The following is a 12,389-nucleotide window of genomic DNA, read 5'->3' on the forward strand; positions in this document are numbered from 1 at the left end:
GATATAAAGGAGTTTGATATGGAGTGGATTAGATTAATAGGAATAGCAATCATTGTTGTGGGTTTTATTTTAAAGTTTGATACAATTGCAACAGTAGTCTTAGCTGGTTTGGTTACAGCTTTAGTTTCAGGTGTTTCTCTTGTTGAATTTTTGGAGATTTTGGGAAAAGAATTTAGCAATCAGCGAGTGCTCACGATTTTTATGGTTACCTTGCCTCTTGTGGGGCTGTCAGAAACCTTTGGACTCAAGCAACGATCAATTGATTTGATTCGAAAGATTAAAGGTCTGACAGTTGGAAACTTCTATACAGTTTATTTCTTTATTCGAGAGTTAGCTGGTTTCTTTTCAATTCGTCTAGGAGGACACCCTCAGTTTGTCAGACCTTTGGTTCAACCTATGGGAGAAGCAGCAGCAGAGTCTCAATTAGGTAGAAAGTTAACAGAGGTTGAAGATGAGGCAATAAAAGCGCGTGCGGCTGCAAATGAAAATTTTGGAAATTTCTTTGCTCAAAATACGTTTGTAGGTGCTGGGGGAGTCCTCTTGATAGGGGGAACATTAGATCAGTTAGGCTATGAAAGCAATTATGCAGGGATTGCTTCTGCATCTATTATTGTTGCTGTTATAACACTTATTGTAGTGGGGATTTACAATTATTTATTTGATAAAAAATTGACATCAGAAAAGACTAGGGGAGGAGAACAAAAATGACAGAGTTGGCAAAGCAACTATTAGAGTTGACCTATATTGTGATTGGTTGTCAATTTCTCCACACAGCCTATTGTAGTTATAAAGATAAAACAAACCCAGTTCGATTTGGAACATCTGCATTTTGGATTTTATTGTCTATTACGTTTATAGGTGGTTCCTATATGCCAAATATGAGTATTGGTATTATTGTAATCCTATTATCGCTGTTAACATTGTTTAAGCAAGTCCGTATCGGAACCTTGCCATCCTTAGATGAAATGAAAGCCAATATTGAATCTAACAGATTGAAAAATAAAATTTTTATTCCAGTTATGCTGATGGCAATACTTGCGTTGGTCTTAGCGCAAATGATTCCAGAATTTAGCAAGATTTCGATTAGCCTTGCCGCCTTGTTTGCTACAATTTCTGTTCTTGTGATTACCAATAGTCACCCTAAGAGTTTGTTATCAGAAAATAATCGAATGACTCAGCAAGTTTCAACAAGTGGGATTGTTCCCCAATTATTAGGGGCTTTGGGGGCTATTTTTACTGTAGCAGGTGTTGGTGATGTTATCTCTCATCTGATTAGCGGTATTGTTCCTTCAGATAGTCGCTTTATAGGAGTTTTGGCCTATGTTCTTGGAATGGTTCTATTCACAATGATTATGGGAAATGCTTTTGCAGCATTCACCGTTATTACAGCAGGTGTTGGAGTTCCCTTTGTATTTGCTCTGGGAGCTAATCCAATTGTGGCTGGTGCTCTTGCCATGACAGCAGGTTATTGTGGGACCTTATTGACCCCAATGGCTGCTAATTTTAACGCTCTACCAGCAGCACTGATGGATATGAAAGATCAGAATGGTGTTATAAAGGCTCAAGCAGGTGTTGCTCTAGTAATGATTGTTATTCACATATTCTTAATGTACTTTCTCGCATTTTAGTAAAGGAAAATAAAATGAAAATATTGGTTACAGGTTTTAATCCTTTTGGAGGTGAAAAGATTAATCCAGCTTTGGAGGCTGTAAAATTATTACCATCTGAGATTAATGGGGCCGAAGTTCGCTGGGTAGAAATTCCAACGGTTTTTTATAAGTCGTCAGAAGTTTTAGAGGCAGAAATATTACGATATCAACCAGATGCTGTACTTTGTATTGGACAAGCAGGCGGCAGGACAGGTTTAACACCTGAACGAGTGGCTATTAATCAAGATGATGCTCGCATACCTGATAACGAAGGCAATCAACCAATTGATACACCGATTCGTATTGATGGAGCATCGGCCTATTTTAGTAGTTTACCTATCAAAGCGATGGTACAAGCTATTAAAAAACAGGGACTTCCAGCAGTTGTATCCAATAGTGCAGGAACCTTTGTTTGCAATCATTTGATGTACCAAGCTCTTTATTTAGTGGATAAAAAATTCCCTAATATGAGAGCAGGTTTCATGCATATTCCATATATGATGGAACAAGTAGTAAATAAGCCGAATACTGCAGGAATGAGTCTATGTGATATTGTAAGAGGCATAGAGGTAGCTATTGAAGCTATTGTAGACTACAAAGATAAGGATTTGCAGTTAGTAGGTGGTGAGACTCACTGATAATCTAAAAAGGATAGTCACTTATGCTTGTTTACTAACTATTAGCTATGCTAAATCGATTAAGGTTGTTTACATAAAACTCTATATCAGACAAGCCTGATATAGAGTTTTTTCTTGCTAGTTTTAGGATTTTCTTGTACAATAGAAAAAGTGAAGAGAGGTATGAAATGAGTAAGAAAGATAAAAAAATCGAAATTCAAGTAGCAGATGCCAAAGTTAATGTAGGAAAAGACAGTTTTGAAGGCTATACCTTGATCATTGGTAAAAAAGTTATCGGAGAAATTGCCGAATTAGAGGGACAATTTGCCATCATAAAGAATGGGAATGTCGATAGTTTTTATAAAAAATTGGAAAAAGCTGTGGAAATTTTGATTGAAAATTATAATTTAGCAAAATAAGTCTTGTTTTTTTGAAATTTTCATGATATAATAGTCCATGTTGATTGTAGGAGAGATAGCGAAGAGGCTAAACGCGGCGGACTGTAAATCCGCTCCTTCGGGTTCGGGGGTTCGAATCCCTCTCTCTCCATTTCATCAATGGGGTATAGCCAAGCGGTAAGGCAAGGGACTTTGACTCCCTCATGCGTTGGTTCGAATCCAGCTACCCCAGTTCTTAGGTAATAATCAAGATAAAAAGCAAAATATCTTAGGGTATTTTATTTTTATAATTGAAAGACGTGAATGATATGAACATGTCCTTGCGGGTGCTTAGGAAAAAAATTATAAGTATGTCAAGTTTAAGAAAAACTTGATTGTTGGAGGATTTTTTAGATGAACGAATTTGAAGATTTGCTAAATAGCGTTAGCCAAGTTGAGACTGGTGATGTTGTTAGTGCTGAAGTATTGACAGTTGATGCGACTCAAGCTAACGTTGCAATCTCTGGAACTGGTGTTGAAGGTGTCTTGACTCTTCGCGAATTGACAAACGATCGCGATGCAGATATCAATGACTTTGTTAAAGTAGGAGAAGTATTGGATGTTCTTGTACTTCGTCAAGTAGTTGGTAAAGATACTGATACAGTTACATACCTTGTATCTAAAAAACGCCTTGAAGCTCGCAAAGCATGGGACAAACTTGTTGGTCGCGAAGAAGAAGTTGTTACTGTTAAAGGAACTCGTGCCGTTAAAGGTGGACTTTCAGTAGAATTTGAAGGTGTTCGTGGATTTATCCCAGCTTCAATGTTGGATACTCGTTTCGTACGTAACACTGAGCGTTTTGTAGGTCAAGAATTTGACGCTAAAATCAAAGAAGTTGATGCTAAAGAAAACCGCTTCATCCTTTCACGTCGTGAAGTTGTTGAAGCAGCTACAGCAGCAGCTCGCGCTGAAGTATTTGGTAAATTTGCTGTTGGTGATGTTGTAACTGGTAAAGTTGCTCGTATCACAAGTTTCGGTGCTTTCATCGACCTTGGTGGTGTTGACGGATTGGTTCACTTGACTGAATTGTCACATGAACGTAACGTTTCACCAAAATCAGTTGTAACTGTTGGTGAAGAAATTGAAGTGAAAATCCTTGATCTTAACGAAGAAGAAGGACGTGTATCACTTTCACTTAAAGCAACAGTACCAGGACCATGGGATGGTGTTGAGCAAAAATTGGCTAAAGGTGATGTAGTAGAAGGAACAGTTAAACGTTTGACTGACTTCGGTGCATTTGTTGAAGTATTGCCAGGTATCGATGGACTTGTTCACGTATCACAAATTTCACACAAACGTATTGAAAATCCAAAAGAAGCTCTTAAAGTTGGTCAAGAAGTTCAAGTTAAAGTTCTTGAAGTTAACGCAGATGCAGAGCGTGTATCACTTTCTATTAAAGCTCTTGAAGAACGTCCAGCTCAAGAAGAAGGACAAAAAGAAGAAAAACGTGCTGCTCGTCCACGTCGTCCAAGACGTCAAGAGAAGCGTGATTTCGAACTTCCAGAAACACAAACAGGATTTTCAATGGCTGATTTGTTTGGTGATATCGAACTTTAATCAAATTGAAAATTCACAAAATCCTTTGTTTACTAAACAAGGGATTTTTCTTTTGTCTCTGCTCCTTTTTTGATATAATAGTTCTATGTTAAAATCAGAAAAACAATCACGTTATCAAATGTTAAATGAAGAATTGTTCTTCCTATTGGAAGGCGAAACCAATGTTTTGGCTAATCTTTCCAACGCCAGTGCTCTCATAAAATCACGTTTTCCTAATACCGTATTTGCAGGCTTTTATTTGTTCGATGGAAAGGAATTGGTTTTAGGCCCCTTCCAAGGAGGTGTTTCCTGCATCCGTATTGCGCTAGGCAAGGGTGTTTGTGGTGAGGCAGCTCACTTTCAGGAAACTGTTCTGGTTGGAGATGTGACGACCTATCCTAACTATATTTCTTGTGATAGTCTAGCTAAAAGTGAAATTGTGGTGCCGATGATGAAGAATGGTCAGTTACTTGGAGTTCTGGATCTGGATTCTTCAGAGATTGAGGATTACGATGCAACGGATCGAGATTATTTGGAACAATTTGTCGCTATTTTGCTTGAAAAGACAGAATGGGACTTTACAATGTTTGGGGAAAAATCTTAATGTATCAAGCACTTTATCGAAAATATAGAAGTCAAAATTTCTCCCAGTTGGTTGGTCAAGAAGTTGTGGCTAAGACTCTTAAACAAGCAGTGGAGCAAGAGAAAATAAGTCATGCTTATCTTTTTTCTGGTCCACGGGGAACGGGAAAAACCAGTGTAGCCAAGATCTTTGCCAAGGCTATGAACTGCCCAAATCAAGTGGGTGGTGAACCTTGTAATAACTGCTATATTTGTCAGGCAGTGACGGACGGTAGTTTAGAAGATGTCATTGAAATGGATGCGGCCTCTAATAATGGGGTTGATGAAATCCGTGAAATTCGTGATAAATCTACCTACGCCCCTAGTCTTGCTCGTTATAAGGTTTATATCATAGATGAGGTTCACATGCTGTCTACAGGGGCCTTTAATGCCCTCTTAAAGACGCTGGAAGAGCCAACACAGAATGTGGTCTTTATTTTGGCTACTACTGAATTGCACAAGATTCCTGCCACTATTCTATCCCGTGTGCAACGTTTTGAATTTAAATCGATTAAGACACAGGATATTAAGGAACATATCCGCTATATTTTAGAAAAAGAAAATATCAGTTCTGAACCAGAGGCTGTGGAAATCATTGCCAGACGTGCTGAAGGTGGAATGCGAGATGCCTTGTCTATTTTGGATCAAGCCCTGAGTTTGACACAGGGAAACGAGTTGACGACTGCCATCTCTGAAGAAATTACTGGCACCATTAGCCTATCAGCCTTGGATGATTATGTTGCTGCCTTGTCTCAACAGGATGTTCCCAAGGCCTTGTCTTGCTTGAATCTTCTTTTTGACAATGGTAAGAGCATGACTCGTTTTGTGACCGACCTTTTGCACTATTTAAGAGACTTGTTAATTGTTCAAACAGGGGGAGAAAATACTCATCATAGTCCAGTCTTTGTAGAAAATTTGGCACTTCCTCAAGAAAATCTGTTTGAAATGATTCGCTTAGCGACAGTGAGTTTAGCAGATATTAAGTCTAGTTTGCAGCCCAAGATTTATGCTGAAATGATGACCATTCGTTTAGCGGAGATTAAGCCTGAGCTATCTCTTTCAGGAGCGGTTGAACATGAAATTTCTGCACTGAGACAGGAAGTGACACGTCTCAAACAAGAACTCGCAAATGTGGGAACTGTATCCAAGCCAACAAGTCCAGCTCCTAGTCGACCAGCTACGGGCAAAACAGTCTATCGTGTTGATCGCAATAAAGTTCAATCTATCTTACAAGAGGCCGTTGAAAATCCTGATTTAGCACGTCAAAATCTGATTCGCTTGCAGAACGCCTGGGGAGAGGTAATTGAAAGTCTAGGTGGCCCTGATAAGGCTCTGCTAGTTGGATCTCAACCGGTTGCGGCCAATGAACACCATGCTATTCTTGCTTTTGAGTCTAACTTTAATGCTGGTCAAACCATGAAACGGGATAATCTCAACACTATGTTTGGTAACATCCTCAGTCAGGCGGCAGGTTTTTCACCCGAGATTTTAGCTATTTCCATGGAGGAATGGAAAGAAGTTCGCGCAGCCTTTTCAGCCAAAGCCAAATCTTCTCAAACTGAAAAAGAAGCAGAAGAAAGCCTGATTCCAGAAGGATTTGAATTTTTGGTTGATAAAGTGAAGGTAGAGGAAGACTAAAGAAAGATTTCATGATACAATAAGTTTATGAATAAACAACAATTTATTATTATGGCGCTGTTTACAGCTGCTGAGACCTATTTTTTCAATGAAGCCTGGATGACTGGTCGCTATATTATGGCAGCCTTTTGGGCAATTTTACTCTTCAGAAATTTTCGTGTCAGTTATGTGATGGGCAAAATCGTTGATGTCATCGATCAGCATTTTAATAGGAAAGACTAGCCCTCAGCTTCCAGACAAAATCAAAGCCTTTTAGGCTTTTTTTTGTTATACTATAAAAGTATATTTATTGACCTTTTATACTCTTCGAAAATCTCTTCAAACCACGTCAGCTTTATCTGCAACCTCAAAGCGGTGCTTTGAGCAACCTGCGGCTAGCTTCCTAGTTTGCTCTTTGATTTTCATTGAGTATTACCGTATTTTCTAGGGAAATCAAGTATGTTTCTAGTAAGTACTGTAAAGGTCTTGAAAAAGAAAGGAACTATCATGTCAGTATTAGAGATCAAAGATCTTCACGTTGAGATTGAAGGAAAAGAAATTTTAAAAGGGGTTAACTTGACCCTGAAAACAGGAGAAATTGCCGCTATCATGGGACCAAATGGTACAGGTAAATCGACTCTTTCTGCCGCTATCATGGGAAATCCAAACTATGAAGTAACCAAAGGTGAAGTTTTGTTTGATGGTGTAAACATCCTTGAGTTGGAAGTGGATGAGCGTGCGCGTATGGGACTTTTCCTTGCTATGCAATACCCATCAGAAATCCCTGGAATTACCAACGCTGAGTTTCTTCGTGCCGCTATGAATGCTGGTAAAGAAGATGATGAGAAGATTTCAGTTCGTGAGTTTATTACTAAGCTAGATGAAAAAATGGAATTGCTCAACATGAAAGAAGAAATGGCAGAGCGTTACCTCAACGAAGGTTTCTCTGGTGGTGAGAAAAAACGTAATGAAATTCTTCAACTCTTGATGTTGGAACCAACTTTTGCTCTTTTGGATGAGATTGACTCAGGTCTTGATATTGATGCCCTTAAAGTTGTTTCTAAAGGTGTGAATGCTATGCGTGGTGAAGGCTTTGGTGCTATGATCATCACTCACTACCAACGTCTTTTGAACTACATCACACCTGATGTGGTACACGTGATGATGGAAGGGCGTGTTGTCCTTTCAGGTGGTCCAGAATTGGCTGCACGTTTGGAACGTGAAGGATACGCAAAACTAGCTGAAGAACTTGGCTACGACTACAAGGAAGAATTGTAATTCCCTCGTATCTTTTAGGAGAAGTAAATGACTAAAGAAAATATTAAACTTTTTTCAGAAATGCACGCTGAACCAAGCTGGTTGGCTGACCTCCGTCAAAAAGCTTTTGATAAGATTGAGAGTTTAGAATTACCAGTTATTGAGCGTGTCAAATTCCACCGTTGGAATCTGGGGGATGGGACGATTACAGAAAGCGAGCCATCAGCAAATGTTCCAGATTTCACTGCACTAGATAACCACTTGAAGTTGGTGCAAGTAGGAACGCAAACTGTTTTTGAGCAAATTCCAGTTGAGTTGGCTGAACAGGGTATCATCTTTACAGACTTCCACTCAGCTTTAGAAGAAATTCCAGAGCTTGTTGAGGAATTCTTCATGTCATCTGTCAAGTATGACGATGATAAGTTGGCAGCCTACCATACAGCTTATTTCAATAGTGGTGCTGTTCTCTATATTCCTGATAACGTGGAAATTGCTGAACCAATCGAAGGGATTTTCTATCAAGACAGCGATAGCGATGTGCCGTTTAACAAGCATATTATGATTATCGCTGGTAAAAATTCTAAGATTAGTTATCTGGAGCGTTTAGAGTCACGCGGTGAAGGAAGTGCCAAAGCAACTGCTAATATCACAGTAGAAGTAATTGCACGTTCTGGTGCTCAAGTCAAGTTTGCGGCTATCGACCGTCTAGGTGAAAACGTTACTGCCTATATTAGCCGTCGTGGTAAATTAGGCAACGATGCAAGTATTGACTGGGCAATCGGTGTCATGAACGAAGGAAACGTCGTTGCTGACTTTGATAGTGACTTGCTTGGTAACGGTAGCCATGCTGACCTGAAAGTTGTAGCTCTTTCAAGTGGCCGTCAGGTGCAAGGAATTGACACTCGCGTAACAAACTATGGCTGCAACTCAATCGGAAATATCCTCCAACATGGGGTTATCCTTGAAAAAGCAACTTTGACTTTCAATGGTATCGGCCACATCATTAAGGGTGCTAAGGGAGCAGATGCCCAACAAGAGAGCCGTGTGCTCATGCTTTCAGACCAAGCGCGTTCAGATGCCAATCCAATTCTTTTGATTGATGAAAATGACGTAACTGCAGGACACGCAGCCTCTATTGGTCAGGTAGATCCAGAAGACATGTACTACCTCATGAGCCGAGGCTTGGACAAGGCAACTGCAGAACGCTTGGTTGTCCGTGGTTTCCTTGGATCTGTTATCGTGGAGATTCCAGTCAAGGAAGTTCGTGATGAAATGATTGCGACTATCGAAGAAAAATTGTCAAAACGCTAAGGGGTAGCCTATGTTAGATGTAGAAGCGATTCGCAAGGATTTTCCAATTTTAGACCAGATTGTCAACGATGAACCGTTGGTCTATCTGGACAATGCTGCGACGACACAAAAACCACTAGCAGTACTGGAAACAATCAACCGCTACTATGAGAGCGACAATGCCAATGTTCACCGTGGTGTTCATACCTTGGCAGAAAGGGCGACAGCTTCTTATGAGGCGGCTCGTGAAACCATTCGTAAGTTTATCAATGCAGACTCTACAAAGGAAGTTCTCTTTACCAGAGGAACGACAACCAGTCTGAACTGGGTAGCGCGTTATGCTGAGGAAGTCTTGACTGAGGGAGACCAGGTCTTGATTTCAGTAATGGAACACCATTCTAATATCATTCCATGGCAGGAAGCTTGTCGAAAGACTGGAGCAGAGCTTGTCTATGTCTATCTTAAAGATGGTGCCTTGGATATGGAGGATTTGCGAGCTAAATTGACTGATAAGGTTAAATTTGTTTCCCTAGCTCATGCCTCCAATGTTCTTGGTGTGGTCAATCCGATCAAGGAAATCACTCAATTAGCCCACCAAGTTGGGGCAATCATGGTAGTGGATGGTGCTCAATCTACACCTCATATGAAGATTGATGTCCATGACTTGGATGTGGACTTCTTCGCCTTTTCGGGTCACAAGATAGCTGGTCCGACTGGTATCGGTGTCCTTTACGGCAAAGAAAAGTATCTTGAGCAAATGTCTCCAATAGAATTTGGCGGCGAGATGATTGATTTCGTCTACGAACAATCGGCTAGTTGGAAGGAATTGCCTTGGAAATTCGAGGCTGGAACTCCTAACATGGCAGGTGCTATCGGACTGGCAGCAGCAGTGGATTATCTGGAAAAGATTGGTATGGATGCCATTGAAGCCCATGAACAGGAACTGATTGCATATGTCTATCCAAAACTGCAGGCGATTGAAGGATTGACCATTTACGGTTCGCAGGACTTGGCTCAACGTTCAGGTGTCATTGCCTTTAACCTAGGCGACCTTCATCCGCACGACATCGCGACGGCTCTGGATTATGAAGGAGTTGCTGTTCGAGCAGGTCACCATTGTGCGCAACCCTTGCTCCAGTATTTGGAAGTTTCAGCAACAGCTCGTGCAAGTTTTTATATCTACAATACCAAGGCAGATTGCGACAAGCTAGTCGATGCCTTACAAAAGACAAAGGAGTTTTTCAATGGCACTTTCTAAACTAGATAGCCTTTATATGGCAGTGGTAGCGGACCATTCGAAAAATCCACATCACCAAGGGAAGTTGGAAGATGCTGAGCAAATCAGTCTCAACAATCCAACCTGTGGGGATGTTATCAATCTCTCTGTCAAGTTTGATGCAGAGGACCGTTTGGAAGATATCGCTTTTCTAAACTCAGGTTGTACCATCTCAACTGCCTCTGCCAGCATGATGACAGATGCAGTTTTAGGAAAAACCAAACAAGAAATTTTAGAACTTGCGACCATTTTTTCTGAAATGGTTCAAGGGCAAAAAGATGACAGACAAGATAGTCTTGGAGACGCAGCCTTCTTGTCAGGTGTTGCCAAATTCCCGCAACGAATTAAGTGTGCAACCCTAGCTTGGAATGCCCTTAAGAAAACAATTGAAAATCAAGAAAACAAATAAGGCAAGTTTCTTTTGTCTTATGAATCAGTAGAAATGAAGAATGAAAGAAAGGATATTATGGCTGAAGAAAGAGTAGAACCAAAACCAATTGATCTTGGTGAATATAAATTTGGTTTCCATGATGATGTAGAGCCTGTCCTATCGACAGGAAAAGGATTGAATGAGGATGTCATTCGTGAACTATCAGCTGCCAAGGGAGAACCTGAGTGGATGTTAGAATTCCGTTTGAAGTCTTATGAAACCTTCAAAAAAATGCCCATGCAAACTTGGGGAGCAGACTTGTCAGAGATTGATTTTGATGACTTAATCTACTACCAAAAACCATCTGATAAACCAGCTCGTTCCTGGGATGAGGTTCCTGAAAAAATTAAAGAAACCTTTGAACGTATTGGGATTCCAGAAGCTGAACGTGCTTATCTTGCTGGAGCTTCTGCCCAGTATGAGTCCGAAGTAGTTTACCATAACATGAAGGAAGAATTTGAGAAGTTAGGTATTATCTTTACAGATACGGATTCTGCTCTCAAGGAATACCCAGATTTGTTTAAACAATACTTTGCTAAGTTGGTACCACCAACAGATAATAAGTTGGCTGCCCTCAATTCGGCAGTATGGTCAGGTGGAACCTTTATCTATGTACCAAAAGGGGTCAAAGTGGATATTCCACTTCAAACTTACTTCCGTATCAACAACGAAAATACAGGTCAGTTTGAACGTACCTTGATTATCGTTGATGAGGGAGCAAGTGTCCACTACGTTGAAGGTTGTACAGCGCCAACATATTCAAGTAACAGCTTGCATGCTGCCATTGTAGAAATCTTTTCCTTAAAAGGAGCTTATATGCGTTATACAACCATTCAAAACTGGTCTGACAACGTCTATAACTTGGTAACGAAACGTGCCAAAGCCTTGAAAGATGCGACTGTTGAGTGGATTGATGGAAACTTGGGTGCCAAAACAACCATGAAATACCCATCTGTTTGCCTAGATGGAGAAGGGGCGCGTGGTACTATGCTTTCTATTGCCTTTGCTAATGCAGGGCAACACCAGGACACTGGTGCCAAGATGATTCACAATGCTCCACATACCAGTTCGTCTATCGTGTCTAAATCCATCGCTAAAGGCGGAGGAAAGGTTGACTACCGTGGTCAAGTAACCTTTAACAAGAACTCTAAGAAATCTGTTTCTCACATTGAATGTGATACCATTATCATGGATGACTTGTCGGCATCAGATACTATTCCATTTAATGAAATCCACAACTCGCAAGTTGCTTTGGAACACGAAGCTAAGGTTTCTAAGATTTCAGAAGAACAATTGTATTACCTCATGAGTCGTGGATTGTCAGAATCAGAAGCGACAGAAATGATTGTTATGGGATTTGTGGAGCCCTTCACAAAAGAGCTTCCAATGGAGTATGCTGTTGAGCTGAACCGCTTGATTAGCTATGAGATGGAAGGGTCAGTTGGGTAAAATTTGATTTTAGATATACTCAAAATCAAGGACTTTGATACTATTCGAAAATCAAAGTGTAAACCACGTCAGCTTTATCTACAACCTCAAAGCGGTGCTTTGAGCAACCTACGGCTAGCTTCCTAGTTTACTCTTTGATTTTCATTGAGCATTAGATCTACTCAAAATCAAGAACTTTGAAGATGAATTTGTAGTCATAACCACCCGTGA

General features: G+C 40.4%; 13 protein-coding genes and 2 tRNA genes. All 15 read left to right on the forward strand.

Going from position 1 to position 12,389, the window contains the following annotated elements; genetic code table 11:
* Window positions 1–18: 18 nt before the first annotated feature.
* The 15 genes from HT729_RS02730 (at window position 19) to sufB (ending at window position 12,179) form a co-directional block, all read left to right on the forward strand.
* Window positions 19–708, forward strand: coding sequence for a DUF969 domain-containing protein (locus HT729_RS02730; RefSeq protein WP_050207862.1), 690 nt, complete (start codon window positions 19–21; stop codon window positions 706–708).
* Window positions 705–1,628 (forward strand): DUF979 domain-containing protein, encoded by a 924-nt coding sequence (locus tag HT729_RS02735; protein WP_023936687.1) that lies wholly within the window; start codon window positions 705–707, stop codon window positions 1,626–1,628. Before HT729_RS02730 ends, HT729_RS02735 begins: the two co-directional genes overlap by 4 nt.
* Window positions 1,629–1,642: 14 nt before the next feature.
* On the forward strand, window positions 1,643–2,287 hold the full coding sequence (pcp, locus tag HT729_RS02740; RefSeq protein ID WP_000699369.1) for a pyroglutamyl-peptidase I: 645 nt from the start codon (window positions 1,643–1,645) through the stop codon (window positions 2,285–2,287).
* Window positions 2,288–2,454: 167 nt separating this feature from the next.
* Window positions 2,455–2,685 (forward strand): DUF2969 domain-containing protein, encoded by a 231-nt coding sequence (locus tag HT729_RS02745; protein WP_000037111.1) that lies wholly within the window; start codon window positions 2,455–2,457, stop codon window positions 2,683–2,685.
* 49 nt (window positions 2,686–2,734) lie between these two features.
* Window positions 2,735–2,815: transfer RNA gene (locus tag HT729_RS02750), tRNA-Tyr, on the forward strand.
* 9 nt (window positions 2,816–2,824) lie between these two features.
* Window positions 2,825–2,896: transfer RNA gene (locus HT729_RS02755), tRNA-Gln, on the forward strand.
* Window positions 2,897–3,057: 161 nt separating this feature from the next.
* Window positions 3,058–4,260 (forward strand): 30S ribosomal protein S1, encoded by a 1,203-nt coding sequence (gene rpsA / locus HT729_RS02760; protein ID WP_001001629.1) that lies wholly within the window; start codon window positions 3,058–3,060, stop codon window positions 4,258–4,260.
* Window positions 4,261–4,345: 85 nt separating this feature from the next.
* Window positions 4,346–4,843, forward strand: a complete 498-nt coding sequence (locus tag HT729_RS02765) for a GAF domain-containing protein (RefSeq protein WP_050207860.1) — start codon at window positions 4,346–4,348, stop codon at window positions 4,841–4,843.
* Window positions 4,843–6,498, forward strand: coding sequence for a DNA polymerase III subunit gamma/tau (gene dnaX / locus HT729_RS02770; protein WP_050207859.1), 1,656 nt, complete (start codon window positions 4,843–4,845; stop codon window positions 6,496–6,498). Before HT729_RS02765 ends, dnaX begins: the two co-directional genes overlap by 1 nt.
* A gap of 27 nt (window positions 6,499–6,525) precedes the next feature.
* Complete coding sequence (locus HT729_RS02775) at window positions 6,526–6,720, forward strand: DUF3272 domain-containing protein (protein WP_001041547.1); 195 nt, start codon at window positions 6,526–6,528, stop codon at window positions 6,718–6,720.
* Window positions 6,721–6,984: 264 nt separating this feature from the next.
* Window positions 6,985–7,755 (forward strand): Fe-S cluster assembly ATPase SufC, encoded by a 771-nt coding sequence (sufC, locus tag HT729_RS02780; protein WP_000114489.1) that lies wholly within the window; start codon window positions 6,985–6,987, stop codon window positions 7,753–7,755.
* Window positions 7,756–7,782: 27 nt separating this feature from the next.
* Window positions 7,783–9,045, forward strand: coding sequence for a Fe-S cluster assembly protein SufD (gene sufD / locus HT729_RS02785; RefSeq protein WP_050219083.1), 1,263 nt, complete (start codon window positions 7,783–7,785; stop codon window positions 9,043–9,045).
* Window positions 9,046–9,055: 10 nt separating this feature from the next.
* Complete coding sequence (locus tag HT729_RS02790; RefSeq protein ID WP_119943157.1) at window positions 9,056–10,282, forward strand: cysteine desulfurase; 1,227 nt, start codon at window positions 9,056–9,058, stop codon at window positions 10,280–10,282.
* The gene (sufU, locus tag HT729_RS02795) at window positions 10,269–10,709 is read left to right on the forward strand and encodes a Fe-S cluster assembly sulfur transfer protein SufU (RefSeq protein ID WP_119943159.1); all 441 of its coding nucleotides are present in this window, start codon (window positions 10,269–10,271) and stop codon (window positions 10,707–10,709) included. The genes HT729_RS02790 and sufU overlap by 14 nt, the downstream gene beginning before the upstream one ends.
* Window positions 10,710–10,766: 57 nt before the next feature.
* Window positions 10,767–12,179, forward strand: a complete 1,413-nt coding sequence (gene sufB / locus HT729_RS02800; RefSeq protein WP_000797052.1) for a Fe-S cluster assembly protein SufB — start codon at window positions 10,767–10,769, stop codon at window positions 12,177–12,179.
* Window positions 12,180–12,389: the final 210 nt, after the last annotated feature.

The organism is Streptococcus sp. 79, assembly GCF_013277425.1.
GTDB lineage: Bacteria > Bacillota > Bacilli > Lactobacillales > Streptococcaceae > Streptococcus > Streptococcus pseudopneumoniae.

What these genes read in the sequence shown, in the direction of transcription:
- HT729_RS02730 (WP_050207862.1), top strand. Translation starts at nt 19, where the DNA reads ATGGAGTGGATTAGATTAATAGGAATAGCAATCATTGTTGTGGGTTTT.
- HT729_RS02735 (WP_023936687.1), top strand. Translation starts at nt 705, where the DNA reads ATGACAGAGTTGGCAAAGCAACTATTAGAGTTGACCTATATTGTGATT.
- pcp (WP_000699369.1), top strand. Translation starts at nt 1,643, where the DNA reads ATGAAAATATTGGTTACAGGTTTTAATCCTTTTGGAGGTGAAAAGATT.
- HT729_RS02745 (WP_000037111.1), top strand. Translation starts at nt 2,455, where the DNA reads ATGAGTAAGAAAGATAAAAAAATCGAAATTCAAGTAGCAGATGCCAAA.
- rpsA (WP_001001629.1), top strand. Translation starts at nt 3,058, where the DNA reads ATGAACGAATTTGAAGATTTGCTAAATAGCGTTAGCCAAGTTGAGACT.
- HT729_RS02765 (WP_050207860.1), top strand. Translation starts at nt 4,346, where the DNA reads ATGTTAAAATCAGAAAAACAATCACGTTATCAAATGTTAAATGAAGAA.
- dnaX (WP_050207859.1), top strand. Translation starts at nt 4,843, where the DNA reads ATGTATCAAGCACTTTATCGAAAATATAGAAGTCAAAATTTCTCCCAG.
- HT729_RS02775 (WP_001041547.1), top strand. Translation starts at nt 6,526, where the DNA reads ATGAATAAACAACAATTTATTATTATGGCGCTGTTTACAGCTGCTGAG.
- sufC (WP_000114489.1), top strand. Translation starts at nt 6,985, where the DNA reads ATGTCAGTATTAGAGATCAAAGATCTTCACGTTGAGATTGAAGGAAAA.
- sufD (WP_050219083.1), top strand. Translation starts at nt 7,783, where the DNA reads ATGACTAAAGAAAATATTAAACTTTTTTCAGAAATGCACGCTGAACCA.
- HT729_RS02790 (WP_119943157.1), top strand. Translation starts at nt 9,056, where the DNA reads ATGTTAGATGTAGAAGCGATTCGCAAGGATTTTCCAATTTTAGACCAG.
- sufU (WP_119943159.1), top strand. Translation starts at nt 10,269, where the DNA reads ATGGCACTTTCTAAACTAGATAGCCTTTATATGGCAGTGGTAGCGGAC.
- sufB (WP_000797052.1), top strand. Translation starts at nt 10,767, where the DNA reads ATGGCTGAAGAAAGAGTAGAACCAAAACCAATTGATCTTGGTGAATAT.